Origin of the sequence: Thalassolituus maritimus (assembly GCF_900156675.1) — a bacterium.
Taxonomy (GTDB): Bacteria; Pseudomonadota; Gammaproteobacteria; order Pseudomonadales; family Oceanobacteraceae; genus Thalassolituus; species Thalassolituus maritimus.
Window position 1 is genome coordinate 65,570 of record NZ_FTOH01000012.1, and the last position, 23,534, is coordinate 89,103.

23 protein-coding genes are annotated in these 23,534 nt (G+C 52.4%); 8 read left to right on the forward strand and 15 right to left on the reverse strand.

Going from position 1 to position 23,534, the window contains the following annotated elements; translation table 11 throughout:
• Window position 1 precedes the first annotated feature (1 nt).
• The 7 genes from BW941_RS16010 to BW941_RS16040 all read right to left on the reverse strand — a co-directional run bounded on the left by BW941_RS16010 (window position 2) and on the right by BW941_RS16040 (window position 5,666).
• Window positions 2-721, reverse strand: a complete 720-nt coding sequence (locus BW941_RS16010; RefSeq protein WP_084189082.1) for a lipoprotein intramolecular transacylase Lit — start codon at window positions 719-721, stop codon at window positions 2-4.
• Window positions 721-1,557 (reverse strand): alpha/beta fold hydrolase, encoded by an 837-nt coding sequence (locus BW941_RS16015; RefSeq protein WP_076517778.1) that lies wholly within the window; start codon window positions 1,555-1,557, stop codon window positions 721-723. Before BW941_RS16015 ends, BW941_RS16010 begins: the two co-directional genes overlap by 1 nt.
• Complete coding sequence (locus tag BW941_RS16020; protein WP_076517780.1) at window positions 1,547-2,341, reverse strand: alpha/beta fold hydrolase; 795 nt, start codon at window positions 2,339-2,341, stop codon at window positions 1,547-1,549. Before BW941_RS16020 ends, BW941_RS16015 begins: the two co-directional genes overlap by 11 nt.
• Window positions 2,342-2,421: 80 nt before the next feature.
• Window positions 2,422-2,904 carry a phosphohistidine phosphatase SixA gene (sixA, locus tag BW941_RS16025; RefSeq protein ID WP_076517782.1) on the reverse strand — a complete coding sequence of 161 codons (483 nt, stop codon included), beginning with the start codon at window positions 2,902-2,904 and terminating at the stop codon, window positions 2,422-2,424.
• 42 nt (window positions 2,905-2,946) lie between these two features.
• Window positions 2,947-3,972 (reverse strand): NAD(P)H-dependent glycerol-3-phosphate dehydrogenase, encoded by a 1,026-nt coding sequence (locus BW941_RS16030; protein WP_076517784.1) that lies wholly within the window; start codon window positions 3,970-3,972, stop codon window positions 2,947-2,949.
• Between the two features lie 39 nt (window positions 3,973-4,011).
• Complete coding sequence (locus BW941_RS16035) at window positions 4,012-4,497, reverse strand: STAS domain-containing protein (protein ID WP_076517786.1); 486 nt, start codon at window positions 4,495-4,497, stop codon at window positions 4,012-4,014.
• On the reverse strand, window positions 4,494-5,666 hold the full coding sequence (locus BW941_RS16040; protein ID WP_076517788.1) for a SpoIIE family protein phosphatase: 1,173 nt from the start codon (window positions 5,664-5,666) through the stop codon (window positions 4,494-4,496). Before BW941_RS16040 ends, BW941_RS16035 begins: the two co-directional genes overlap by 4 nt.
• Before the next feature lie 184 nt (window positions 5,667-5,850).
• Between BW941_RS16040 and BW941_RS16045 the strand changes: the two genes are divergently transcribed.
• Window positions 5,851-6,153 (forward strand): PilZ domain-containing protein, encoded by a 303-nt coding sequence (locus tag BW941_RS16045; protein WP_076517790.1) that lies wholly within the window; start codon window positions 5,851-5,853, stop codon window positions 6,151-6,153.
• Window positions 6,154-6,306: 153 nt separating this feature from the next.
• Here BW941_RS16045 and nfuA read toward each other — a convergent pair whose 3' ends face one another.
• Window positions 6,307-6,897 (reverse strand): Fe-S biogenesis protein NfuA, encoded by a 591-nt coding sequence (gene nfuA / locus BW941_RS16050; protein WP_076517792.1) that lies wholly within the window; start codon window positions 6,895-6,897, stop codon window positions 6,307-6,309.
• Between the two features lie 172 nt (window positions 6,898-7,069).
• On the opposite strand from nfuA, the gene metH reads away from it, so the two are divergent.
• The 6 genes from metH to BW941_RS16080 all read left to right on the forward strand — a co-directional run bounded on the left by metH (window position 7,070) and on the right by BW941_RS16080 (window position 16,481).
• On the forward strand, window positions 7,070-10,780 hold the full coding sequence (gene metH, locus BW941_RS16055; RefSeq protein WP_076517794.1) for a methionine synthase: 3,711 nt from the start codon (window positions 7,070-7,072) through the stop codon (window positions 10,778-10,780).
• Window positions 10,781-10,796: 16 nt separating this feature from the next.
• Entirely contained in the window at window positions 10,797-12,170 is a 1,374-nt protein-coding gene (locus BW941_RS16060) for an MATE family efflux transporter (RefSeq protein WP_076517796.1), read from the forward strand.
• Window positions 12,171-12,245: 75 nt separating this feature from the next.
• On the forward strand, window positions 12,246-13,025 hold the full coding sequence (locus tag BW941_RS16065; protein ID WP_076517798.1) for a glycerophosphodiester phosphodiesterase family protein: 780 nt from the start codon (window positions 12,246-12,248) through the stop codon (window positions 13,023-13,025).
• Between the two features lie 123 nt (window positions 13,026-13,148).
• Entirely contained in the window at window positions 13,149-14,822 is a 1,674-nt protein-coding gene (locus tag BW941_RS16070) for a nitrite/sulfite reductase (protein ID WP_068443540.1), read from the forward strand.
• A complete protein-coding gene (locus BW941_RS16075; RefSeq protein WP_068443537.1) occupies window positions 14,806-15,252 on the forward strand; it encodes a DUF934 domain-containing protein in 447 nt (148 codons plus the stop codon). Before BW941_RS16070 ends, BW941_RS16075 begins: the two co-directional genes overlap by 17 nt.
• A 68-nt stretch (window positions 15,253-15,320) precedes the next feature.
• Window positions 15,321-16,481, forward strand: coding sequence for a cation:proton antiporter (locus tag BW941_RS16080; RefSeq protein ID WP_076517800.1), 1,161 nt, complete (start codon window positions 15,321-15,323; stop codon window positions 16,479-16,481).
• On the opposite strand, the gene BW941_RS16085 is transcribed toward BW941_RS16080, so the two are convergent.
• Together BW941_RS16085 and sohB are read right to left on the reverse strand one after the other, a co-directional pair.
• On the reverse strand, window positions 16,482-17,474 hold the full coding sequence (locus BW941_RS16085) for a YhdH/YhfP family quinone oxidoreductase (RefSeq protein ID WP_076517802.1): 993 nt from the start codon (window positions 17,472-17,474) through the stop codon (window positions 16,482-16,484).
• A 4-nt stretch (window positions 17,475-17,478) separates the two neighbouring features.
• Window positions 17,479-18,543: a protease SohB gene (gene sohB, locus BW941_RS16090; protein ID WP_076517804.1), complete on the reverse strand. Its 1,065-nt coding sequence runs from the start codon at window positions 18,541-18,543 to the stop codon at window positions 17,479-17,481.
• 234 nt (window positions 18,544-18,777) lie between these two features.
• Here sohB and BW941_RS16095 point away from each other — a divergent pair, with 234 nt between their 5' ends.
• Window positions 18,778-19,092, forward strand: a complete 315-nt coding sequence (locus BW941_RS16095; protein ID WP_068443527.1) for an SCP2 sterol-binding domain-containing protein — start codon at window positions 18,778-18,780, stop codon at window positions 19,090-19,092.
• Window positions 19,093-19,145: 53 nt separating this feature from the next.
• Here BW941_RS16095 and BW941_RS16100 read toward each other — a convergent pair whose 3' ends face one another.
• From BW941_RS16100 to BW941_RS16120, 5 genes are all read right to left on the reverse strand, one after another.
• The gene (locus BW941_RS16100) at window positions 19,146-19,667 is read right to left on the reverse strand and encodes a cation/multidrug efflux pump (protein ID WP_139325875.1); all 522 of its coding nucleotides are present in this window, start codon (window positions 19,665-19,667) and stop codon (window positions 19,146-19,148) included.
• A gap of 106 nt (window positions 19,668-19,773) precedes the next feature.
• Window positions 19,774-21,414 (reverse strand): FimL-related protein, encoded by a 1,641-nt coding sequence (locus BW941_RS16105; protein WP_076517807.1) that lies wholly within the window; start codon window positions 21,412-21,414, stop codon window positions 19,774-19,776.
• A gap of 209 nt (window positions 21,415-21,623) precedes the next feature.
• Window positions 21,624-22,322 (reverse strand): DNA polymerase III subunit epsilon, encoded by a 699-nt coding sequence (dnaQ, locus tag BW941_RS16110; RefSeq protein WP_076517809.1) that lies wholly within the window; start codon window positions 22,320-22,322, stop codon window positions 21,624-21,626.
• On the reverse strand, window positions 22,319-22,753 hold the full coding sequence (rnhA, locus tag BW941_RS16115; RefSeq protein WP_068443516.1) for a ribonuclease HI: 435 nt from the start codon (window positions 22,751-22,753) through the stop codon (window positions 22,319-22,321). The genes dnaQ and rnhA overlap by 4 nt, the downstream gene beginning before the upstream one ends.
• 3 nt (window positions 22,754-22,756) lie before the next feature.
• The gene (locus tag BW941_RS16120) at window positions 22,757-23,470 is read right to left on the reverse strand and encodes a methyltransferase domain-containing protein (RefSeq protein ID WP_076517811.1); all 714 of its coding nucleotides are present in this window, start codon (window positions 23,468-23,470) and stop codon (window positions 22,757-22,759) included.
• Between the last annotated feature and the right edge of the window lie 64 nt (window positions 23,471-23,534).

Here is a 23,534-nt window from a genome sequence, read left to right on the forward strand (position 1 = left end):
ATCAAATTTTCAGAAGCCTGCGTACAAGCGACAAATAGCCCACAAATATAAGCAAACCAACAAAACCAATCGTCGCCCCTATCCCACCAAACAGATCGGGCGCCTTCATCATGGTACTCATCAGCGACTCCTGATAGTAAAAGAACCATTGATGGTCATCCGGGAAGATCCAGACGTGCAGCTGGTAGAACACGGCGGTCGGGCCAGCAATCAGAAGTACAAGACCAACAGCCGCGAGCAGCCCACCAAGCAATAGGCCTTGTTGCTTCCACTGGATCGCGATTCGGCGGCGAACCAGCATAAAGGTGCCGATGGCGGCAATCAGAAGACTCACCGCGCCCGCAACCGAAAGAACATCAATCAGATTGGCGACGTCCTGAAGGTGCACGATTTCTGGCTCGCGCAGCAGCGGCTTAGTGCGGCCTCGATCGTCGGTAAATTCGAGTTCTGCAAGCCCTTCCCCCTGAGCGTGAACGGCATCAACGATACCGCCAAATAGATGGAGGTGCTGTTCCCGGTCGAGATCGTCAAATCCACGAATGTAGCGGTTTTTCGGCCCAAAGCGGTCGATATGGCCACGAATATCCATCTGGTCGTACCAGAACCCATAGCCGTAATCGACGGGCTTGTGAAGCATCCAGCTAGTTGCAAGAGACGCCAGTAAGGCGCTCACAAGAACGATAAACCACAATGACTGTTGTATGGCAGGAGTGGAGCGCATCAGAGTCCTTTCCAGAAAGTGATTACCGCATCGGCAATTGCCGGGGCGGTCTCCTCCTCCAGGTGAAAGTGGTGATGGCCGGGCAACTGCAAAGAATCGACATTCTGCAGGTATCCCATGCGATGTTCAAAGAACTTGGCGGGTAACAGTCCGCTCTCTGCACGAATACTCAATACAGGACACTTCACCGCACGCATGAGGTGTTCAACCTGAGTTTCGCTCAAACGAAGGTCAGAAGTCAGTTTCAGCTGCGGGTCCGTTCGCCACTCATAATGGAATTCACATTTCGCCAGATTACGTTCAACCAGTATCGCCAGTGCGCTATCACTGAGTTCAGGAGTCGCTTTCTTTCTGGCGCCGACAGCGTCAGCAACAGAAGCAAACTGCCGCGATGGGCGCAGCTTATCGCGAGAGAGAATACCGTCTCTCAGTTGCGATGCGATTTGATCCTCGGGCGTGACCATAGGGCCCGGGGAATCAAGAAGAACGATGGAGCGGACAAGTTCTGGGAATGCAGCGGCAAGACACAGAGCCAGAGAGCCACCCAGAGAATGAGCAACCAGATCAACCGGTGACGCCATCGAATCGGCAACCGCCTTAAGCTCATGCGTGTAGCCCCAAACGGGGTATCCCTGGCCAGCAGCATGCCAAGGAGACTTGCCATGCCCGGGTAAATCAACCGCCACAACGGAATCACCCAGCAGATTTGCTAGCCTGTCCGCTAATACAGCAAAGCTTGCGGCATTATCCAGCCATCCATGAAGACAAAGAACTTTGCTGTCTCCCTGCCCCCAGCAAAGACCAGCCAGCAGCTTTTCTTTTAACTCAACGGCCACCCAGTAACTCTCTGATTGTGTGATGAATAAGATCAGCCGTCGGTTCAGGGTTCTCCAACGGAAACATATGAGTCCCCTCAATCCAACGAAGTTTCATGCCAATCGCCTTCATATATGCGCCATTCACAGGCTTGAAGTATTCACTGCTTCTGCCGCCGATCACCGCAGCAGGCACCTTCAGCTTACCCTTAACCCGTGAGTGGATGTTGTGAGGAATGGTGCGCCAGATATTGGCTTCCAATTGCGGGTCGTAAGTCAGCTTAAGAACCCCATCCTCTTCCCGGGTACCGCTACGAATATAATCCTCGAGGCAGCGCGGATCAAAATTCTTCATCAGAGACTTACCGCTGAAATACTCCCGCGCATCATCGAAATCAGCCCATTCGGTTTTACGCTCTTCGATTCTGCGGATAGGAAACAACCTCTCATTCAGGCGCGTTAGCTTGAGAAAACGCATGCCGTGCGCCTGCCAGGCAGGCATCACGGGAGAGTCGAGAATGATGAGTGCTTTGACGAGATCAGGCCGGCGCAAAGCAACCAACAAACTCAGCACACCGCCTAACGAATGGCCAACTGCAATCACCGGCTGATTAAACTGAGTTTCGAAGTGATGAATCAGCTCCTGAACCAGATGATTCCAGTTATCAGTCACCGGATACTTCGGGTTATGTGCTATCTGGTCAATAGCATCGACGCGATAATGTTCCGACAACCGGTTGGCGAGAACCTTGTAGGTTCCGCCTGTAAATCCATTGGCGTGGGCAATATGTAGCGCTTGAGTCATAACGTGTCGCTGTAGAAATAAAGAAACGCCAGACACTACCCTGCCATATAGCGGACCTCAAGGTGAAAAAAGTCCTTTATTCAGTGATTTGATGCCTCTCCAAGCCGCCTGTCCAGAGCCGGATACCAGATCTGATCAACCATCATACAGCCAGGCGCAAATAGATCGCCACTCAGAAGCCAGCCTTCTGCCGGCGACCATGGTTGATCCAGTGACCTTCCATCAACCAGCAATGAAGCAAGTCGCCCTACAAGCGGCAGATGAGATACCACAATTACATCGCGGGTTTCTTCTATGAGAAGATCAGACACGACATCGGGATCTCCCGAGGGCGTTAGCTCGGCCCAGGTTTCTACCTCAAACGGCGTTGCAAGAGCCTGCGCGGTCTGTTGCGCCCTCAAATATGGACTGACAATAAGGCGAGTACCTTCTGAAAGAAGCGGCGCCAACCATGCGCCAGCGCATCGCGCTTCGTTCTCACCGGCGGGAGTAAGCGTTCGATCTGAGTCCAGGTCCATGCCCGGAACTGCCGTACCATGTCGAAAGATGAAGAGCCGAGGCATACATACTCCCCCTGTAGTTGCAGACAACCACGGGGGGTCGCCTTAGATTTTATGGCTGGGTAAAGCAAACTCTACATCGGACGCAAATGCGCCTGTCATAAGCCCTTTAGCCACATCTTTGGGATCAGCATGATTAAACAGAATCTCATACGCCCCCATCACCAGAGGCATATATATATCAAGTTCGAGGGCTTTTTCCCTGACATAGCGCAGGGTATTCACACCTTCGGCAACTTCTCCCAGCTCATCCACCGACTCTTCGAGTGACTGCCCTGAACCAATGGCGTAGCCAACCCGATAGTTGCGACTCAAGGGCGACATACAGGTAACAACAAGATCGCCAACGCCAGCAAGACCGAGGAACGTCAGAGGGTTCGCTCCCATCGCTTCAGCAAAACGGCTCATCTCAGCCAGAGAGCGGGTGATAATCATGGACTTGGTATTCTCACCCATCCCCAGCGCAGCAATAAAGCCCGATACAATGGCGTATATATTCTTCAGCGCCCCACCAAGCTCAACACCATAAAGATCATCTGAAGCATAAACACGGAAATAGTTGCAGCTCAAAGATTCCTGAAGATTCCGACGTAAGTCACTGTTTGTACTAGCAATAACTGTTGCGGCAAGCTCGCGCTTGGCAATTTCTTTAGCCAGATTAGGGCCACTGATAACCGCTACCGGATTGTTCGGGCAAAGCTCCTGAAGAACCTGACTCATCAATAGGAAACGGTCCGGCTCGATACCTTTCGTCGTACTGACCAAAGCCTGAGTAGGGTCCAGGTCATCAACAAAAGACCCGACGACCTGGCGCACGAACTTGCTCGGCACAGACACGAAGATGACCTCAGCCCCCCTAACAGCTTCCTGCAGGTCCGTCGTTGCTTTCAATGAAGGATTTAACTTGGTATCGGGAAGGTAATCGGGGTTTACGTGTTCGTGGTTGATAGACTCAGCAACCGACTCGTTGCGCATCCACTGTAAAATTTCGACGCCATTGTCTGCGAGAATATTCGCAATAACAGTTCCAAAACTACCCCCTCCAATGACGGCAGCACGCTTAATAGACACAACATCCCCCTGGTGTGTACATGGTTCTATCTGATTAACTCAGCGGCCCGCTTCTAGCGTGTCCACTAATTCGCGAAAGGTTTCTTCGTTTTTATGATTAAGGCTCATCAGTACTTTATGCGCCTCGATCACTTGCTCGCGAGCGCACTCTTCATCCACCGCATCCGCAGCCCAGCGCTCAAAACCCCCGTCGTCTTCAATTTCGCTATCAACGATATGAAATACCTGATCAAACCCCATACTGAGAAGGATTCGGGTAATACCAGTATTAGGGCTGCTTATGGTGGGAGTTATATCGAAACGATCACGGCAAAGAATGGATATTTTAGCAAGCTGACCCAGCGTCGTGCTGTCGATCCCTTCCGCGGCAGCGAGATCAATCATCACATTGTGAAAATGACCCTGCGCCAGAAATTCATCAACATAGCGTTCAAGGGTTGAGCACAGGTTTAACCTGACATCTCCACTTAAGCGAATAACGTGTACACCTTCTTCAAAGGCGACTTCAACCACACCTGATGTCATAAAACACCTCTGCACACTGTGGCTACGGCTATATCGTCCGGCACTTCTTCGTGCCCGGCAACGCCTGCTATTGACCAGAAGGTGTCCAGCTTACCTTCCGACTCACTGGCCATCGCCAGCAACCTACTCTCCTTATCATTCAAGGACGCTTCATCAATTATTTCCAGTATTCCATCTGAAAACATCATAAGACGAAAGTCATCTGCCAACTCGACATCAATCGACTTGTACTCCGCCTCCTTGAATAACCCAACCGGCATCCCGCGCCCTTCAAAGAACCGTGCCTCGCCATTACTGATCAGGACAGGCATAGGAAAGTGTCCTCCTACAGAGTACGAGAGAACACCCGTCGATAGCGTCAGCACTCCGTAAAACATCGTCAGGTGTTTATCGAGTTCAGACGCCAGCAGCTCATTATTAATACGACCAAGAACCAGATCTGGTTTAAGAATGTCGTCACTCGAGCCCCGCTGAAAGTTTCTTTTCAATCGGTAGGTAAGGTTCTTAAGAAGAACAGTGACAAACGCCGACGACGCTCCATGCCCTGACACGTCGGCGATATAAAACGCCAGGCGGTCATCGTCAACTTCCATAAAATCCAGAAAATCGCCACTGAGCATGAGAGATGGCTGAAGCTTATGCTCACAGAAAACATCATCCATATTCAATGGTTCAGGAAGCATGCGCAGCTGGGCATGACGTCCAGCTTGCTGGTCGGCACGAAGCTCGTCCAAGCCGAGCTTCAGCTCACGATTCGTTGCTTCCAGATGCTCCCGGTAGGCCTTATTTTCGCGCTGCAACGTCTGGTGACTCAGGGCTTTGCGCAATGAATGAACCAACACCTCCAGATCCAGGATTGGCTTCACCAGAAAGTCAGCAGCTCCGAGGCGCAACGCACGCACGACATCATCCATCACTCCTGCACCGGAAACAACGATCACGGGCAGATCCGGGTGGTTTTCGCGTAGCTTCTCGAGAAGCTGAATACCATGCATACCCGGCATCTTCAGATCGCAGATAACTGCGTCCGGAACAGCAACTTCAATCACGTCCAGTGCTTCTTGCGCACTGCCCGCGGACTGCATGTGGTAATCACAGTCATCAAGGTAAGCAACTACACTGTCCCGAACAGTGGAATCATCATCAATGACCAGCACGGTCGCGGCCATCAGCCTCTCCCCAGCGTCGAATATCTGGCGAACGGTACCTCTAACTCATAAGCAGTGCAACGGTTATGAAGCAATTGTCAGAAGCGCCGCAGGCTGAGCTGGCGATGGCATGAACTCTGCTTGATATCTGCTATAGATGTAAAAATAGTTTTGAAACATACCGCCGCCTACCTGAGGGGACCGCATGCAAACATTGTCTCGCACCTACGAAGAAAAACGCCGCCACATGAGAATGCAGATCGACGCGCCGGCTCAATTAATCACCAACGACGGCGAAACGCAGCAGGTGACCTGCATCGACCTCAGTAGTCATGGGATTCAATTAGAAAGTCATACTGCGTTAAAAGACGGGGAGCTGGCTGACTTTGTGCTGGCACCCGGCAGTGGCCCAGTGACGCCCTTACAGGCGAGAATTCGCGTCTGTCGCGTCCGGGAAATTGCACCGCAGGTATTCCGCGCCGGAGCAACGTTTGAATCACTCCAGTAGGTGCTACCCGAGGTAACCAGAGCCGCACAGAAAAGTCGGTTTCTGTTACCTCGAGACACTGGCGTGAAGGGTATTTAAAAGACTATGCAATCGTGCCGGTGGGGTTCAGGTGCCCAGACTGGGGCACCTGACAGGTATTACTTGAAACAGGTATTACTTAAAGTAGGCGTTTTCAGTCTGCGTGTGGTCGGTCACGTCACGCACACTCTGTATCTCGGGCACTTTCGCTACCAGCGTCGCCTCAACACCATCTTTCAGTGTCATATCTACGGCACTGCACCCCTGACAGCCTCCACCAAACTTAAGAATCGCCACACCTTCTTCAGTTAACTCGACAAGGCTGACCTCACCGCCATGAGAGGCAAGTCCGGGATTGATCTCAGTGTAGAGAATGTAGTTGATTCTTTCCTCTACCGGGCTGTCTTCGCTGACTTTGGGCATCTTCGCATTCGGAGCCTTGATCGTAAGCTGGCCGCCCATACGGTCTTTCGCGAAGTCGATCTTCGATTCTTCGAGGTAAGGAATGCTCATTGCCTCAACATACACATTGAGCTTATCCATCTTCTGCAGTACGTCACTCGGATTCACCTCATCCGGGCGACAATACGCCAGGCATGTCTCTGCGTGGCGGGTACCGGGCTGAGTGATAAATATGCGTACAGACATACCTTCGACTGTCTGTTTTTCAAGAAGGCCTGCCAGATATTCTTCAGCATCCGGCGTAATCTCAACGTATGTAGTCATATGACTCCCTCGTAAACTTGCGCGCATTGTAACGTATATGGGGGCTCTTACGAAATACCCAAGCAAAACAGTCGGGTTTTACTCTGCTGCACCACTCAGCCCGAAAACAGGACACAAGACATCCACTCTGGTAATATTTGCCGCCATTTTTCGCCAGTTACCCGATAGTGTTATGAGTTCAAACAACGACAACCTGATCCAACAGCGTCAACAACGAATCGCGACCCTGAAAAAGAACATGCAGGAGCGCATTCATATTCTCGATGGCGGCATGGGGACTCTTATTCAGAGCCATCAACTGGAAGAAGCCGACTATCGGGGCGAACGCTTTGCCGACATCAGTCAGGACGTCAAGGGTAACAACGACCTCCTGGTGATCACCCAGCCTGAAATCATTGCAGGCATCCACCGTCAGTATTACGAAGCCGGGGCGGATATCGTTGAAACAAACAGTTTCAACTCAACGCGAGTCTCTCAGGCTGACTACGATATGGAGGATCTGGTACCTGAACTCAATCGCGCCGCAGCGGCAGTGGCTCGCCAGGTCGCTGACGAAGTAGAAGCCGAAACGGGCATCCCGCGTTACGTTGCTGGTGTTCTGGGCCCTACCAGTAAAACGTGTTCCATTTCACCGGACGTAAACGATCCGGGTTATCGAGCCATCACCTTCGACCAGCTCGTCGAAGAATACATCGAGGCCACCGAAGGCCTGATGGACGGCGGCGCCGACATTATTCTGATCGAAACCGTATTCGACACCCTGAATGCTAAAGCGGCCGTCTTTGCGGTCCAGGAAGTCTTCGAGCAGCGTGGTGAAGAACTGCCGATCATGATCTCGGGTACGATTACTGACGCCTCTGGACGTACGCTTTCTGGCCAGACCGCAGAAGCTTTCTACAACTCGCTGGCGCACGCCAAGCCACTGACCATCGGTCTGAACTGTGCTCTGGGTGCAGAAGAGCTGCGCCCGCACGTCGAAGAGCTGTCCAATAAATCGAACTGCTACGTATCCGCACACCCGAACGCGGGCCTGCCCAACGAATTCGGTGAATACGATCAGTCGCCGGAAGAAATGGCGGTCATCGTTGAAGAATTCGCAGCCAGCGGCTTCCTGAATATCATCGGTGGTTGCTGTGGTACTTCACCGGCGCACATCAAAGCCATTGCTGAAGCCGTGAAGAAGCATAAGCCGCGCACGATCCCTGAGATCAAACCAGCCTGCCGCCTGTCTGGCCTTGAGCCGTTTAACTTTGATGAAACCAGCCTGTTTGTTAACGTCGGCGAGCGCGCCAACGTCACAGGTTCTGCGAAGTTCAAGCGCCTGATCAAAGAAGAAAATTACGACGAAGCGCTGGAAATTGCCCGCCTTCAGGTTGAAAACGGTGCTCAGATCATCGATATCAACATGGACGAAGGCATGCTCGATTCTGAAGCGGCCATGGTTCGTTATCTGAATCTGATTGCCTCTGAGCCGGACATTGCCCGTGTTCCAGTCATGGTCGACTCATCGAAGTGGGAAATCATCGAAGCTGGCCTGAAGTGCATTCAGGGTAAAGCTGTCGTGAACTCCATCTCGCTTAAAGAAGGTGAAGAGGAATTCATCGAGAAAGCCAAACGCTGCAAGCGATATGGCGCCGCCGTTGTTGTCATGGCGTTCGATGAAACAGGCCAGGCCGACACCGAACAGCGCAAAAACGAAATCTGTGAGCGTTCTTACCGCGTTCTCGTCGACAAAGTGGGCTTCGCGCCAGAAGATATTATCTTCGATCCGAACATTTTCGCTGTGGCCACCGGCATCGAAGAGCACAACAATTACGCTGTGGACTTTATTAACAGCTGTAAGTACATCACCGAAAACCTGCCACACGCCAAAATCTCTGGCGGCGTGAGTAACGTTTCCTTCTCGTTCCGTGGGAATGAGCCGGTACGTGAAGCCATCCACTCGGTATTCCTGTACTACGCCATCAAGAACGGTCTGAGCATGGGTATCGTCAACGCTGGTCAGCTGGCGGTGTACGACGACTTACCGGCAGAACTTAAGGACCGCGTCGAAGACGTCATTCTTAATAAGCGCGAAGACGGTACTGACCGCCTTCTCGAAATTGCTGAAAAGTACCGCGGCGATGGTTCTGCTCAGGAGAAAGAAACCGAAGAGTGGCGTTCACTGCCAGTGGCTGAGCGCCTGACCCATGCCCTAGTAAAAGGCATCAACTCGTTCGTCGAAGAAGATACCGAAGAAGCCCGTCAGATGTTCGATCGCCCGATTGAAGTGATCGAAGGTCCTCTGATGGACGGCATGAATGTGGTCGGCGATCTGTTTGGCTCAGGTAAAATGTTCCTGCCTCAGGTCGTAAAAAGCGCCCGCGTAATGAAACAGGCGGTTGCCTACCTGCTGCCGTACATCGAAGCAGAGAAAGACGGTAAGTCTGAGTCTCAGGGCAAGATCCTGATGGCCACTGTTAAGGGTGACGTACACGATATCGGTAAGAACATCGTGGGCGTGGTCCTGCAGTGTAATAACTTTGAGGTCGTTGACCTTGGCGTGATGGTCCCTGCCGACAAGATTCTGAAAGTCGCCAAAGAAGAAAACTGCGACATCATCGGCCTCTCTGGTCTGATCACTCCGTCACTCGACGAAATGGTCCACGTTGCACGTGAAATGCAACGTCTCGACTACCAGATCCCACTGATGATTGGTGGTGCGACAACGTCTAAGGCGCACACGGCCGTTAAGATCGAACCTCAGTTCCAGAACGACATTGCGGTCTACGTGCCCGACGCATCCCGCGCGGTAGGTGTCGCCCAGAAGCTCGTTTCTCCTGAAGCCAAGAAGTTGTTTATTGAAGAACGCCGCGAAGAGTACATCGCTGTGCGTGAGCGGAACGCAAACCGCAAGGCCAAGGCACTGCTTCCGTACGAAAAGGCCTGCGAAAACGCATTCACGGCTGACTGGGCGAACTATCAGGCACCGAAGCCAAATAAGCCTGGCCTGAGTGTGTACGAAAACTTCGATCTCGCCGAGCTGGTTGATTACATCGACTGGACGCCCTTCTTTATGTCGTGGGAGCTGGCCGGTAAATTCCCGCGCATTCTCGAAGACGAAGTGGTTGGTGAAGCCGCAACTAACCTGTTCAAAGACGCTCAGGCAATGCTGAAACGCATCGTCGATGAGAAGCTGTTCAATGCCCGTGGCGTTGTCGGTCTCTGGCCAGCCAACAAGCGCGGTAACGATGACATCGTCGTCTTCAACGAAGATGGCTCGGCGGAACTCGCTGTACTGCATCAACTTCGCCAGCAAACCGACAAGCCAACGGCACAGCCAAACTACTCACTTGCCGACTTCGTTGCTCCCGAAGGCACAACCGATGACTACATGGGCGGCTTTATTGTTACTGCAGGCATCGAGGCTGAAAAACTGGCCAACGATTACGATGCGAACCATGACGATTACAACAGCATCATGATGAAAGCCCTGGCCGACCGCCTGGCCGAGGCCTTTGCTGAGCGTATGCACGAAATCGTCCGCAAGGATCTCTGGGGCTACGCGCCTGACGAGGCTCTCGACAACGAAGCGCTCATCAAAGAAAAGTATCAGGGTATCCGCCCGGCACCAGGCTACCCGGCTTGTCCGGACCATACCGAGAAAGCGACCCTCTTCCGCCTGTTGGACGGAGAAGCGAATACCGGTGTGTCTCTGACTGAAAACTTTGCCATGACACCAGCAGCGTCTGTCAGTGGCTGGTACTTCTCCCACCCTGAGTCGAAGTACTTTGGCCTGGGTAAGATCGACAAAGATCAGGTCACGGACATCGCTGCCCGCAAGGATATGGATCTGGAGCAGATGGAGCGCTGGTTAGCGCCAAACCTGTCTTACGACCGCTAAGGAGTTCTGAGCTGATATGCAGTTCAGCCGTCTCTTACTGTCGAGGCTCAGCCGCGTCGAACTGACGCGACTGAACCGCATCCTTATCATTGGCATCCCAATTATTGGCAGCATGCTCTCTCAGAGCATCACCAACCTGATTGATGCCGCGATGGTCGGCCAGCTCAATGACGTGGCCCTGGCTGGCGTCGGTATCGGTAGTTACGCCAACTTCCTGTGTGTTTCCGTCATGATGGGACTGTCTGCCGCCGTGCAGGCCATCGTATCCCGGCACTACGGCGCCCGACGCCACCACAGGACCACTGAGCCTCTCTTCGCAGGCCTGTTCCTGACGCTTCTGATCGGTATTCCCTCGACCATCCTGTTTATTGCATTTGCAGAACAGTACATCGGCCTATACACCAATGACGCAGCCGTTATTGCTGTGGCGTCCGAGTACTTTTCATGGCGCACCGCCGCCCTCACCTTCGTCGGCATGACCTTTGTATTCAGAGGGTTCTGGAGTGGTATCGGGGAAAGCGCGGTATACCTGAAGATTGCACTCATCATGCACCTGAGCAATATCGTGTTCAGCTATTTCCTGATCTTCGGACTGACAGCCTTTGGGACTACCTATTGGGAAGGTTTCGGCGCCGTAGGTTCTGGCATGGGGTCAGCGGCATCGCTCGTACTTGCCGCAGGACTCTTCTATTGGCGTACGTTTGCGCTGGACACCCGCTTCCGCCAGCTTTATCACTTAAGCCGCAAGACCATCCGCCAACTGGTGCGCCTGGCAATTCCAAACTCGGTTAGCCAGACACTGTTCGCTCTCGGCCTGAGTGTACTCTTCTGGATCATTGGTTTAATCGGCACCCAGGAGCAGGCGATTGGCCACATTCTAACGCAGCTGTCCCTGCTACTGATCATGCCTGCCGTAGGCCTCGGCATCGCTGGCGCAAGCCTTGTGGGCCATGCTCTTGGAGCAGAAGAAAAGGAAAATGCTCACCGCTGGGGCTGGGATGTCCTGAGAGTATCTGTCGTCATCATGGCCCTTCTCGGCCTGCCGATGTGGATAGCCCCACACGCGGTACTGACTATCTTTACGAACGATGCCGCACTCATTGAACTTGGCACATGGCCTTTACGTATTCTCGGCTTCGCCATCGCTTTTGAAGTCGCATCCATCATATTTAACCAGACACTTCTCGGCGCAGGCGCCAGCAAGCAGGTCCTCAAAATCAATCTGGTGATGCAGTGGGCGGTTTTCCTGCCGCTCGCCTGGGTTATCGGACCATACCTTGGACTTGGCCTGACAGGCATCTGGATTTTACAGGCTTGCCAGCGCATGGCTCTCGCGATCATTTACGGAACCATATGGAGCCGTAAGCACTGGGCGCACATCAAGGTTTAATGATCTAAATTTGTCTTGCTCAGGGAAAGATCACGTATTAGCGTATGCGGATAAGACGGACTCAGAGTTTACTTTATGCCTGTTCAGCTACCTGGAACACCGCCATCAGCCTATAAAGGTATTTCGCGGGTGATCGCACACCGTGGAGCAAGTGGTAGCGCACCGGAGAACACAGCGTCGGCCATGATCGAAGCCGTTCGTCAGGGCGCAGACTGGGCAGAAGTCGATGTCACTATCAGTGCTGACGGTCACGCCATCATTTTCCATGACCATAACCTCGTTCGATGCACCGATGGCAAAGGTCTGGTGATTCAGAAGACATTGGCAGAGCTGAAAGCGCTCGATGCCGGTAGCTGGTTCTCCCCCTTTTCATCCGACGAACGGATACTGACGCTTGAAGAGTTGCTCATTCTGGCGGACTCACTCAATCTCAGTCTTAACCTCGAAATAAAACCCACTATTGGCCGCGAAGCTGAAACCGTCTGGGCGATGCAGCAGGTTTTACGCAAGACCCCTTTTGGTCAGTCGATACTACTCTCCAGCTTTAACTACTTCGCTTTAAAGGAAGCGCAGTCGCTACTCTCTCATTACACCCGCGCTCTGAACGTTGAGGCGATTCCTGCTGACTGGCAGGACCGCATGGAATCGGTGGGCGCAACCGGCCTACATTTCGATGCCGAATTTATTGATACCGACATGATCGGGGAAGTAGTCAGCGCAGGCACTCCACTCGCCTGCTTCACCGTTAATAGCCTTGAGTTAGCCCAGAAGCTTTACCGCGCTGGTGTGTCCTCCGTTTTCACCGATTACCCAGACAGACTCCTGCTTGATGCGAGACCTGTTTCCCGCCATTGAGCGCAACAAGAATAATCGGCAAAACCGATTAGTAATATTCGCATTTTCTGATTTTCAGATAAGCCGTTTCAGTTTAAAGTTCGCCCCTATTCCTATAATTCCAATTACTGCAACCGGATCACTATGTACGTATACGATCAGTACGATCAGCAATTGCTGAACGAGCGCGTCGCCCAGTTTAAGGGCCAGATGGAGCGCTATCTGGACGGTAAGATCTCTGAAGAAGAGTTTCTGCCGCTGCGACTTCAAAACGGCATTTATGTGCAACGCTATGCACCTATGCTGCGCGTGGCTGTGCCATATGGCGCACTTAATTCCGCTCAGGTGCGCAAGCTGGCTTATGTTGCCCGCACTTACGACAAAGGGTATGCGCATATCTCTACGCGCCAGAACGTCCAGTTTAACTGGCCAGAACTGGAGCAATGCCCTCAGATTCTCGCGGACCTCGCTGAAGTACAGATGCACGCTGTTCAGACCAGTGGTAACTGTATCCGTAACACCACGACTGACGAGTACGCCGGTGTGATCGCTGAAGAAATCGTTGATCCACGCCCTTACTGCGAGATCATTCGCCAGTGGTCAACCTTTCACCCTGAGTTTGCCTTCCTGCCGCGTAAGTTCAAGATCGCTGTAAACGCAGTACCTGGACAGGACCGCGCAGCCATCACGATGCATGACATCGGCATCAACATTGTTAAAAACGATGCGGGTGACATTGGCTACCGTGTTCTCGTTGGTGGTGGCCTTGGCCGCACCCCGATTCTGGGCGAAGAAATCTGTGCCTTCCTGCCAGAAGAAGACCTGCTGGCCTACCTTGATGCCGTTATTCGCGTGTACAACCAGTTTGGTCGCCGCGACAACAAGTACAAAGCTCGCATTAAAATCCTGGTTAAGGCCCTTGGCGTTGACCGTATGCGCGAGCTGGTCGAGGAAGAGTTCAACCGTCTCAAAGATGGTGAAGGCAAGCTGACTCAGGCTGAACTGGAGCGCGTTAAGCAGCACTTCATCGACCCTGAGTACAAGACGCTCAGTGACAACCCGGTAGAGCTCACTGCAGCTAAGGAAGAGAACAAAGCCTTCTCACGCTGGATGGAGCGCAACGTGCGTCAGCACAAGAAAGCTGGCTACGCTGTCGTTACTCTGACCTTGAAGCAGATCGGTACGCCACCGGGTGATATCACCGCAGAGCAGCTCGATCAGGTTGCTGACCTGGCCGATGAGTACAGCTTCGGCGAACTCCGCTCTACCCACAACCAGAACCTGGTACTGGCTGACGTCGAACAAACCGAACTGTTCGGCTTGTGGCAGAAACTGAAATCATTAGGCATGGCGACACCAACGCTGGGTCTCCTGACTGACATGATCTGCTGCCCGGGCGGTGACTTCTGTGCGCTTGCAAACGCCAAGTCTATTCCAGTTGCAGAAGCTATCCAGGCACGTTTTGAAAATCTTGATTACCTGTGGGATCTGGGTGAAATCGACCTGAATATCTCAGGCTGCATGAACGCGTGTGGTCACCACCACGTTGGCAATATCGGCGTTCTGGGTGTCGACAAAAAAGGCGAAGAGTTCTACCAGGTATCACTCGGTGGCAACTCTGGCGGCAACGATGCAGATGGCTCTTCACTGGGCAAGATTCTTGGACCTTCGTTCGCACGTGAGGCCATGCCTGATGTGATTGCCAAAATTCTCGATTTCTACGTAGACCAGCGTACTGACGGTGAATCTTTCCTCGAAGTCTATCGCCGCGTTGGCCACACCCCATTTAAGGAGGCTGTCTATGGCAAACCTGATTAATACCCAGGGCCCGGTTCAGGACACGGAGCTTACAACTGTAACACTCGAACAGTGGCAGGAAGAGAAAGCTTCTTTCGCTGGTCAGTCACTTGAACTGACCGTTTCCAGCGACCAAACGGCAGATCTCTTTGGTGAAGATGCGGCGAATTTCGCACGCATCTCCATCGATTTCCCTAAGTTTGCCGATGGCCGTGGTTATTCTGCGGCCAGATTGCTGCGTGAAAAATACAAATATACCGGTGAGCTGCGTGCCGTCGGTGACGTACTGATTGATCAGGTATTTTTCATGAAGCGTTGCGGCTTCGATACGTACGCACTGCGTGAAGACCAGATCGTTGAAGACGCTATCGCCGCCTTCTCAACCTTCACCAACCCGTACCAGAATGACGTCCATGATCAGCGACCGCTGTTCAGACGCCGCCTGAGCTAAAACACGCTCTCTTTTCTGTGGCGCTCCCGCCTTCTGTGTCTTAACCTTAAGTCACATTTGGGGGAGTTATGCCACAGGATATCGTTTTTTCTTTCTTTCTTATTTTTGCCGGTGCACTCGTTCTCGCGACTTTCGCACTCTACACACGCCAACCCATACTCGTCGCCTACATAGCACTCGGTGCCATTGCAGGCCCGTATGGCATGGGCTGGATTGAGCACCCAGATGAGCTCACAGACATGGCTCATATCGGGATTATATTTCTTCTCTTTCTCCTCGGGCTGGATATGCAGCCTTCTTCGCTGTTTGCGGTACTGAAGAAAGCGATGTCCGTTGCACTACTCAGCTCGTTGCTGTTCTTTGGCGTAGGGGCCGGCGTCACACACCTGCTTGGCTACGGATTTATGGATGCCATCATCGTTGGCCTGGCGCTTATGTTTTCGAGCACCATCATTGGTTTAAAACTCCTGCCCACGACGGTTCTCCACCACAAACACAGTGGTGAACTCATGGTCGGTCTTCTCCTGATTCAGGATATGATCGCTATCCTGACTCTCATACTACTTGGCGTGCTGAGCGGTGAATCCGACCAGCCTGTCTGGCAGCCGTTTCTGGCCCTGCCTGTACTCGCGGCAGCCTGTTACCTGATCGTGAAGCTAATTCTTCTTCCGCTCATTCAACGCTTCGATCGCTATCAGGAATACCTGTTCATTATGGCCATCGGCTGGTGTCTGGCTGTTGCCGAGGCCGCTGCTGTGATCGGACTTTCCGAGGAGATAGGTGCATTCATTGCCGGGGTGACTCTGGCAACCAGCCCTATCGCTCAGTTTATGGCGATCAGCCTTAAGCCACTGAGAGACTTCTTTCTGGTCATGTTCTTTTTCACACTGGGTGCGGGCGTCAATCTTGGAATGCTGGAGGAGGTGCTGGTTGGCGCAGTGTTACTGGCGGGGGCTGTTATGACGCTGAAACCATTGACGTTCCGGGTGCTTCTCGGGCGCTTCAGTGAGACGCCGAAGCTAGCCTGGGATGTTGGTTTCCGGCTGGGGCAAATCAGTGAGTTTTCACTGCTGGTGGTATTCGTGGCAATTGAGAGCGCACTCCTCACGGAGCGCGCATCCCTCCTGGTTCAGGCAACAGCGATTATCACATTCGTCCTGTCCAGCTATATCGTCGTATTCAACTACCCCAACCCAATCGCCATCAGCGACAAGTTGAGGCGTGATTGACTAGTCTTTATTCAGGTTAACGCGGTAACGACCGACGCCTTCCCCTTTGATGATCCGGGAGAGAACACCAGGAAGTTCTTTCCGTCCGATCTCAGTGGTCATGGTTTCAAGGCTTTCCAGCTTCCAGTCGCCAGCAGCCTTATCCAGTACCGCTTGCTTGTCCGCTCGTGGAATCTCAACCGAATCCACACCGAGAAGACTAACGCCACGCAGAATAAACGGGAACACACTCGCTTCAACCTTGACGCCAGCAATCATACCGCAAGTAGTCACGGCGCCCTCAGGCATCAGCTGCGGCAGTATGGCTGACACCATATCCCCACCGACGGTATCAACAGCCGCCTGATAAACAGGCTTCGCCATCGCTTTACCTTTCAGTGACAGCACGTCATCGCGGCTTACGATGCGTTTTGCACCAAGAGATTCAAGCCAGTCGTTTTTATCTGCTTTACCTGAAAGAGCAACAACACTGTAGCCGAGTTTAGACAGCAGAGAGACAGCCACAGAACCAACGCCGCCTGTCGCACCCGTAACCAATACAGGGCCGCGATCTGGCGAGATACCTGCGCGTTCAAGTTTTTGTACGCTCAGAGCCGCAGTAAAGCCAGCGGTACCCCACGCCATCGCCTCTGACGCTGAAATACCCTCAGGTTTCTTCAGCACCCATGCGGCAGGCACACGAATATGCTGGCCATAACCGCCGTTTGTATTCATGCCCAGGTCGTAACCGAATACGACAACCTCGTCACCCTTCGAGAACGCGCTATCACTGCTTTCAAGAACAGTACCTGCGGCATCAATACCCGGTGTGTGCGGATAGGCTTTTGTGACGCCACGATTACCACTCGCTGAAAGTGCATCTTTGTAGTTCACCGAAGAGTAGGCAACCTCGATAAGGACGTCCCCCTCCGGCAAGTCGGCATCTTCCTGCTCAACCCACGAAGCCTCGAATTTCTTATCCGCTTCCTCTACCCGATATGCTAGAAAACTCATCGTATTACCCTTTTGTCTGCATCTGATTCTGAACGGCAGTCAGGACTCGCGTCACGGCACGCTCAAAGCCTGCCTGAGCGGCAAAGCCCATACGCTCCTGGAATGACCGACGGTACTCATACGCGACCGTATACACATCCGCGCGTTCGCATGCTGAGACAAGATAATCATCACTTGTTCCCACTTCGTCTATCAGCTTTTGGTCGAGTGCCTGCTGGCCGTACCAGATATCTCCGGTAGCAACCGCATCAATGTCAACACGAGGGCGGAACTGTTTCACATGCTGCTTGAAAAGAACGTGGGTATCGTTCAGATCAGACTGAAATTTCTCTCGCGCTTTATCAGTATTTTCACCGAACATGGTTACTGTGCGCTTATATTCACCCGCAGTGAACATTTCGAAATCTACATCGTTCTTTTTGAGAAGCTTATTGAAGTTCGGGAGCTGGGCCACAACGCCAATAGAACCAACAATTGCAAACGGAGCAGCAACCACCCGGTCTGCAAGGCAGGCCATCATGTAGCCGCCGCTTGCGGCGACTTTATCGATGCATACAGTAAGCTGGATACCTTTGTCACGGATGCGCTTTAATTGCGATGCAGCAAGGCCATAGGAGTGCACCATACCACCGCCACTTTCGAGGCGGACAACGACTTCGTCGTCCTTGGTGGCCATGGTCAGGATAGCCGTAATCTCACGGCGCATAAGGTCAACATCAGATGCTTTGATGTCACCATCAAAATCGATGACGTACACACGTTTTGTTTCTTTGGAAGCATCCGCCCCAGCAGAGGCTGCTTTCTTCTCTGCCTTCTGTTTCGCCTTGTCTTCTTTCTTCCGGTCTTTTTCCAGCTGTTTCAGAGTAGCTTCTGTATTGATCTCATTTTCGAGCTGCTCTTTATAGTCTTCCAGCTGCTCGTTCAGCTTACGAATTTTCAGTTCACCCTCGGAGCCCGACTTTTTCTGTCGGCTACCTAGTGCGATCATTCCACCGGCGACCACCAGAATGGCCACGACGAGTGTAACTGTCTTCAAGAGAAAGCTGCCGTAATCTGCAATAAACTCCACTCAGATATCCTTTAATCCTGTATTTGGGAAGAGCCAGCATAACGAAAACCGGGCGTGCCGCAAGCTCTGTCAGGTAAGAGAAGTAACCGCAGTCTGAAATTCAAACAATCGTTCGAATTTCGTTGACACCCTCCAGAGGGCCACTTAGAGTGTCGACAGGCCTGAACGGGCACGAATCAACGGCAGTACTTCCGCCGCCGTAGAACAACACGTAAGTAACCGAAGGATATTGATATGTCATCTGCTGCTGAATTCATCAATGAAATGAACGCTAAATTCAACCCAGCTGCCGCTGAAGGCCTGGATCTGGTTTTCCAGTTCAACATCGAAGACGCGGACAACTACCACCTGATCGTTAAAGACGGCGCCTGCGAAGTTGTTCAGGGTGAAGCGGGTGATCCAAACGTAACTCTGATCATGAACAGCGAGACCCTGCAGGGTATCGTTAATGGTGATCTGGACGGCATGATGGCATTCATGTCTGGTCAGCTGAAAGTCGAAGGCGACATGATGCTGGCGACTAAGCTGGGTGAACTGTTCCCTGCTTAATATCGACAGATACGATAAAAGCGGCCGATGGCCGCTTTTTTTGTACTTGTGTTTTACCACTGCCCGGCGATGGCGCTCTCCGCAACGTCATTCACCGGCCGAGCGACCAGTCCTTTCGTGGTCCGGACAACACTGAACACAGCACCATTCTCCATAGGCATATAGACTGCGCTGCCAAAATCTGCATCCAGCCACAGATCGTAGTTGCGTAACCAGCTCCAGACATCAAAGCCTTCGGAACCACCAAACCCATAAACCGTTCTAGGTGCACTACGTTCCTGCTCAAGACTCAGATAACGCCCTGACAAGCGATCAAACCGATACAAAGGTTCCTTGCCCAATGCCAGTAATGGGCCAGTCCATACCAGCATACGTACATCGAGCTGCCATTGATCGCCTTTTACAACGAAGCGCTCTTCTTCGCCTTCAGAGTCAACCAATGTCAGATCAAATACCTGTGGCTCGATTTCATAAATGCTTACCGACGCCAGAGGCCGTTCCTGAATGGCGGATCGATAGCTGGCCAGATCCCACACGACCAACCCTAACCAGATAGCCCCAGCAATAAGAATCATTCCTGTAGTGCCTCGGAGCCACTGCCTGAACCAGCCTTTGCCGGCCCAGAGAAAGAGTGCCACAACGACCGCAATTAGAATTGCGCCACTGCTGATTAGTGTAAGACTAGTTTGCAACATGACCGGCTCTCAACTGCACCATACTCTCTTCAGCCATGCGTAATGCATCACTGCCGCCAGAGGCTGGAGAATCATACGTGTCCAGATAGTACTCAACTGCAGTTACTGCGTCAGCAAAGGCATCCATATCCTGAGACGAAGGTGCCACTCTTGAGTCCATCACCTGATGCTCGACGAACTCCTCAAGCTCGAGCAACATCGCGCGGAGATCGGCCTTACCCAGAAAAATAACTGCACCACTTACGTCCCGCAGGCTCTTGCCTACATTCTTCACGTGCAGTTTATCTCCGCTATCAACATAGGAAGCCACGGCTCTTTTCACCATCACTAGCGCTGTCACCGACTCAGAGACCACAGCGATATTCGCCTCTTTAAGCGTGACGGGATCAATAACCTGAGAACCTTTCAGGCTGTTAGACTGAACAATTGCCTGAACATCCTGTTCGATACGGATAATGTCGTCAGCCAGCCCTTCAATATCCGCCTGTCCCGACCGTATCTGACGGATTACTCCGTCAGCGAGCTCGGCCGTCGGATTCATATCGACCATGATCAGGGTATCTGAGATACGCTCCAGCCGCTCGATCAACTCAGAGTCTTCGACAGCAAGTTCGGGGTTGCGCTGACTGCGATCAATGATGTCTTTTAATGCTTCAATTTCGTCCTGCAGAGCGCGTGCGAAGGACACCAGCGCAGACTGGTCCGGACCACTAAGATCGTTACGGGTGACCCTCAACTCCCGTTCGCGAACATGATCCGCCAACTGGAAACTGCTGTGCAGCAGTTTCAGACGGTCAGACTCAGGCTGAGCCAACGCAACCAGGTACAGGAACTCTTTCAGCAAAGCGTCAGATGGCTGCTCGTTGAATGCTGCACCTTCAGTTGCCTGAAGTTTACGGACCTGACGATCCAACTGACCAACCAGAGAGATACGCTGTGGTGTGACGTCGAATTCATCCTGCTGCAAAGCATCCAGCGCTCCAGAAACAACTTCCCAGAATATCCAGCTGTGAGATCCTCTGGCCGCCACCTCAAGACGTTCAACAGCCCTGACGAGCACCTGTAAGGGGCCACGTTTGCCGGAGCCACGAATTAGTCCCAGCAAGCCCAGTTGAAGCATTTGCCGCACACGACGATAAGCGACTGCACGATTCGCAGCGGCCCGCGGCTGGTCCAGTTTCGGGCGTAGGTTATTTAAAAAGAAGTACCCCTCGGGCAAGCCTTTTTCTGAACGCTCTCGCCGTACAAGATTGATAGTCGGAATCAACAGCGAGGGGGCAACATCCTGACCTGTGATTACAAATTCGATGTATCGTTTCAGGTACACCACTGCCTGAGTGGACGCATCAAGAAGGCCTTCACTGACACCTGAATTGAGTGATCGGCGGATGGTTTCGGTAAGCTCCTCACACAAGCGCTCACCTGCACGGAAGTCGAGCATCTTAAAAGTGCCGCGAAGCTGGCGAATTTCTTCCAGAAAAGTACGGATGGTCTCTTCACTGCCATCGCTACTGTAGGTATCCAGCTGAACCGCCGCATGGTCCAGCGCGTTTTCAATCTCTTTGCGCACCACGTGTAACGACGATGCGAATTGATTTGAAACTTCTGCGCTAGGTAAATCTGCCATTTTTATTGTCTTCCTGTCCGGCCAATAATGCCGCCGGGTTGTTTATCACTGAATAGTCTCTCTGGCGGATTCTACCGGAGTGATGGGTGTCTTCATCAACTGGCGGACAGACGCACCGATATCCCGTAGAAACGGCATAGTTCAACATAACGTGCCTGGTTGATAAATCCGTGCTCGCCTTCGCAGTTTCGCTATTCAGTTTTTTATTATTAAGAGCGACGCCACAGCGCCCCTTCACTTTTCTTATCAATCAAATCCAGAAACGCCTCGTGGGCGGCTGTTTCCTCTGTAGTGGCCTTTACTACTTTCAATGCCGCTGCATCGACTTTGATGTCGCCCAGATCAAGCTCGACAACCCCCGAATCTGATTCGTCCTCCCCAAGGGCGAGATCCGTCTGGCCGCCGGTCATCATCAGATAAACATCGGCCAGAATTTCGGCATCGAGCAAAGCGCCGTGGAGTTCACGGTGCGAGTTATCAATACCATAGCGTTTACACAAGGCATCAAGGCTGGCACGTGCACCCGGATGCATCTGGCGGGCCATCACAAGCGTATCGAGGATGCCACAGAAATCGCGTGTTGGCGTCATATTCAGGCGCGAGAATTCCGCATCCATCATACCAACGTCAAACGGCGCGTTGTGAATAACAAGCTGAGCGCCATCAATAAACGAACGAAAATCATCAACGACCTGACTGAATACAGGCGCGCCCTGTTCAATCAACCACTCGTTGGTAATGCCATGAACCTCTGCTGCCTCTTCATCAATAGGCCGCTCAGGGTTGATATAAACGTGATAATGCCGTCCGGTCAGCTTGCGTTTAATAACCTCAACACAGCCGATTTCGATGATTCTGTGACCATCGCCAATACCGGTGGTTTCCGTATCAAGTACTACCTGTCTCATTTAACTGCCTCTGCTGCACCCCGATTTGCCAGTTGATCCGCACGTTCATTGCCATCATGGCCGGCATGCCCTTTTACCCAGTGCCATTCAACCTCATGGCGCGAGCACTCCTTATCGAGAGCTTGCCACAAATCTTTATTTTTCACCGGTTGTTTTGATGCCGTCTTCCAACCGTTTTTTTTCCAACCAGCCAACCACTGATTAATGCCTTGTTTTACGTACTTCGAGTCTGTTGTCAGAACAACCTGACAAGGGCGGGTCAAGGCCTTCAGGCCCTCGATTGCGGCCATGAGTTCCATACGATTGTTCGTCGTATTGTTTTCGCCACCCCACAGCTCTTTTTCGTTTTCGCCGTATTTTAACAATGCGCCCCAGCCTCCCGGGCCCGGGTTACCTTTACACGCACCATCGGTGAACAGCTCTACTTTCATGTTTTACAGTGATCCTTTGATTCTGGATACAGGCTTTCTGGTCGTAGGAATCGCGAAGCCCAGTTTCGGTTCGCGCCGCACTTTACGCCCTGAACGTATAGTTGTCATGCCTGCTACCGTTTTCCGTGCCACCAGAAGGTATATATTTCCGGCGACCATCCGATTGCCTGCCAGAACACGATCAACCCGGCGGCTCATAGCTTCTGATCCAATTTTTACAGGCCATAAATGCGCAGCGGTAGTGATATTTTCAACCCGAAAGTCCAGTAGCATCAGCCAGTCTGACAAGCGTAACGGTGCGACAGGGTTCGACACCCAGGGCAATTCTGTCGACATGGTCCGCAGCCACCGAACCCCCCCCCAGGTGCTGTAGGGATTAAATCCAACAACAACCAGATAACCGCCCGAAACAAGCGAGCGAGTGGCCTCCCGCACTAACTGATGTGGCCGGCTTGTCATATCGAGCGCATGCTGAAGAACCACGACATCAAGCGTTTCATCAGGGAACGGCCAACGCGTATTATCGATCTGAGCCTGACAATCAACCAGGCCTTTCTGCCAGGGCAAACCCACGCGAAAGGTATGATCAGCCCGACTGCGCCCCAGAAACTTAGGATCAGTATCTACGCCGGCGTAAAGAAGATGACGTCCTCTTAAGTGGGAGACTCTTTCCTCAAGCCACGAGCCCTCCAGCGCCATCAGTCTTTGTGTATCCATGCGACTCAACCATCGCTTCTGAACCTGAGTTTTTATTCTGTGGCCGTGTTTCATTTGACACTGT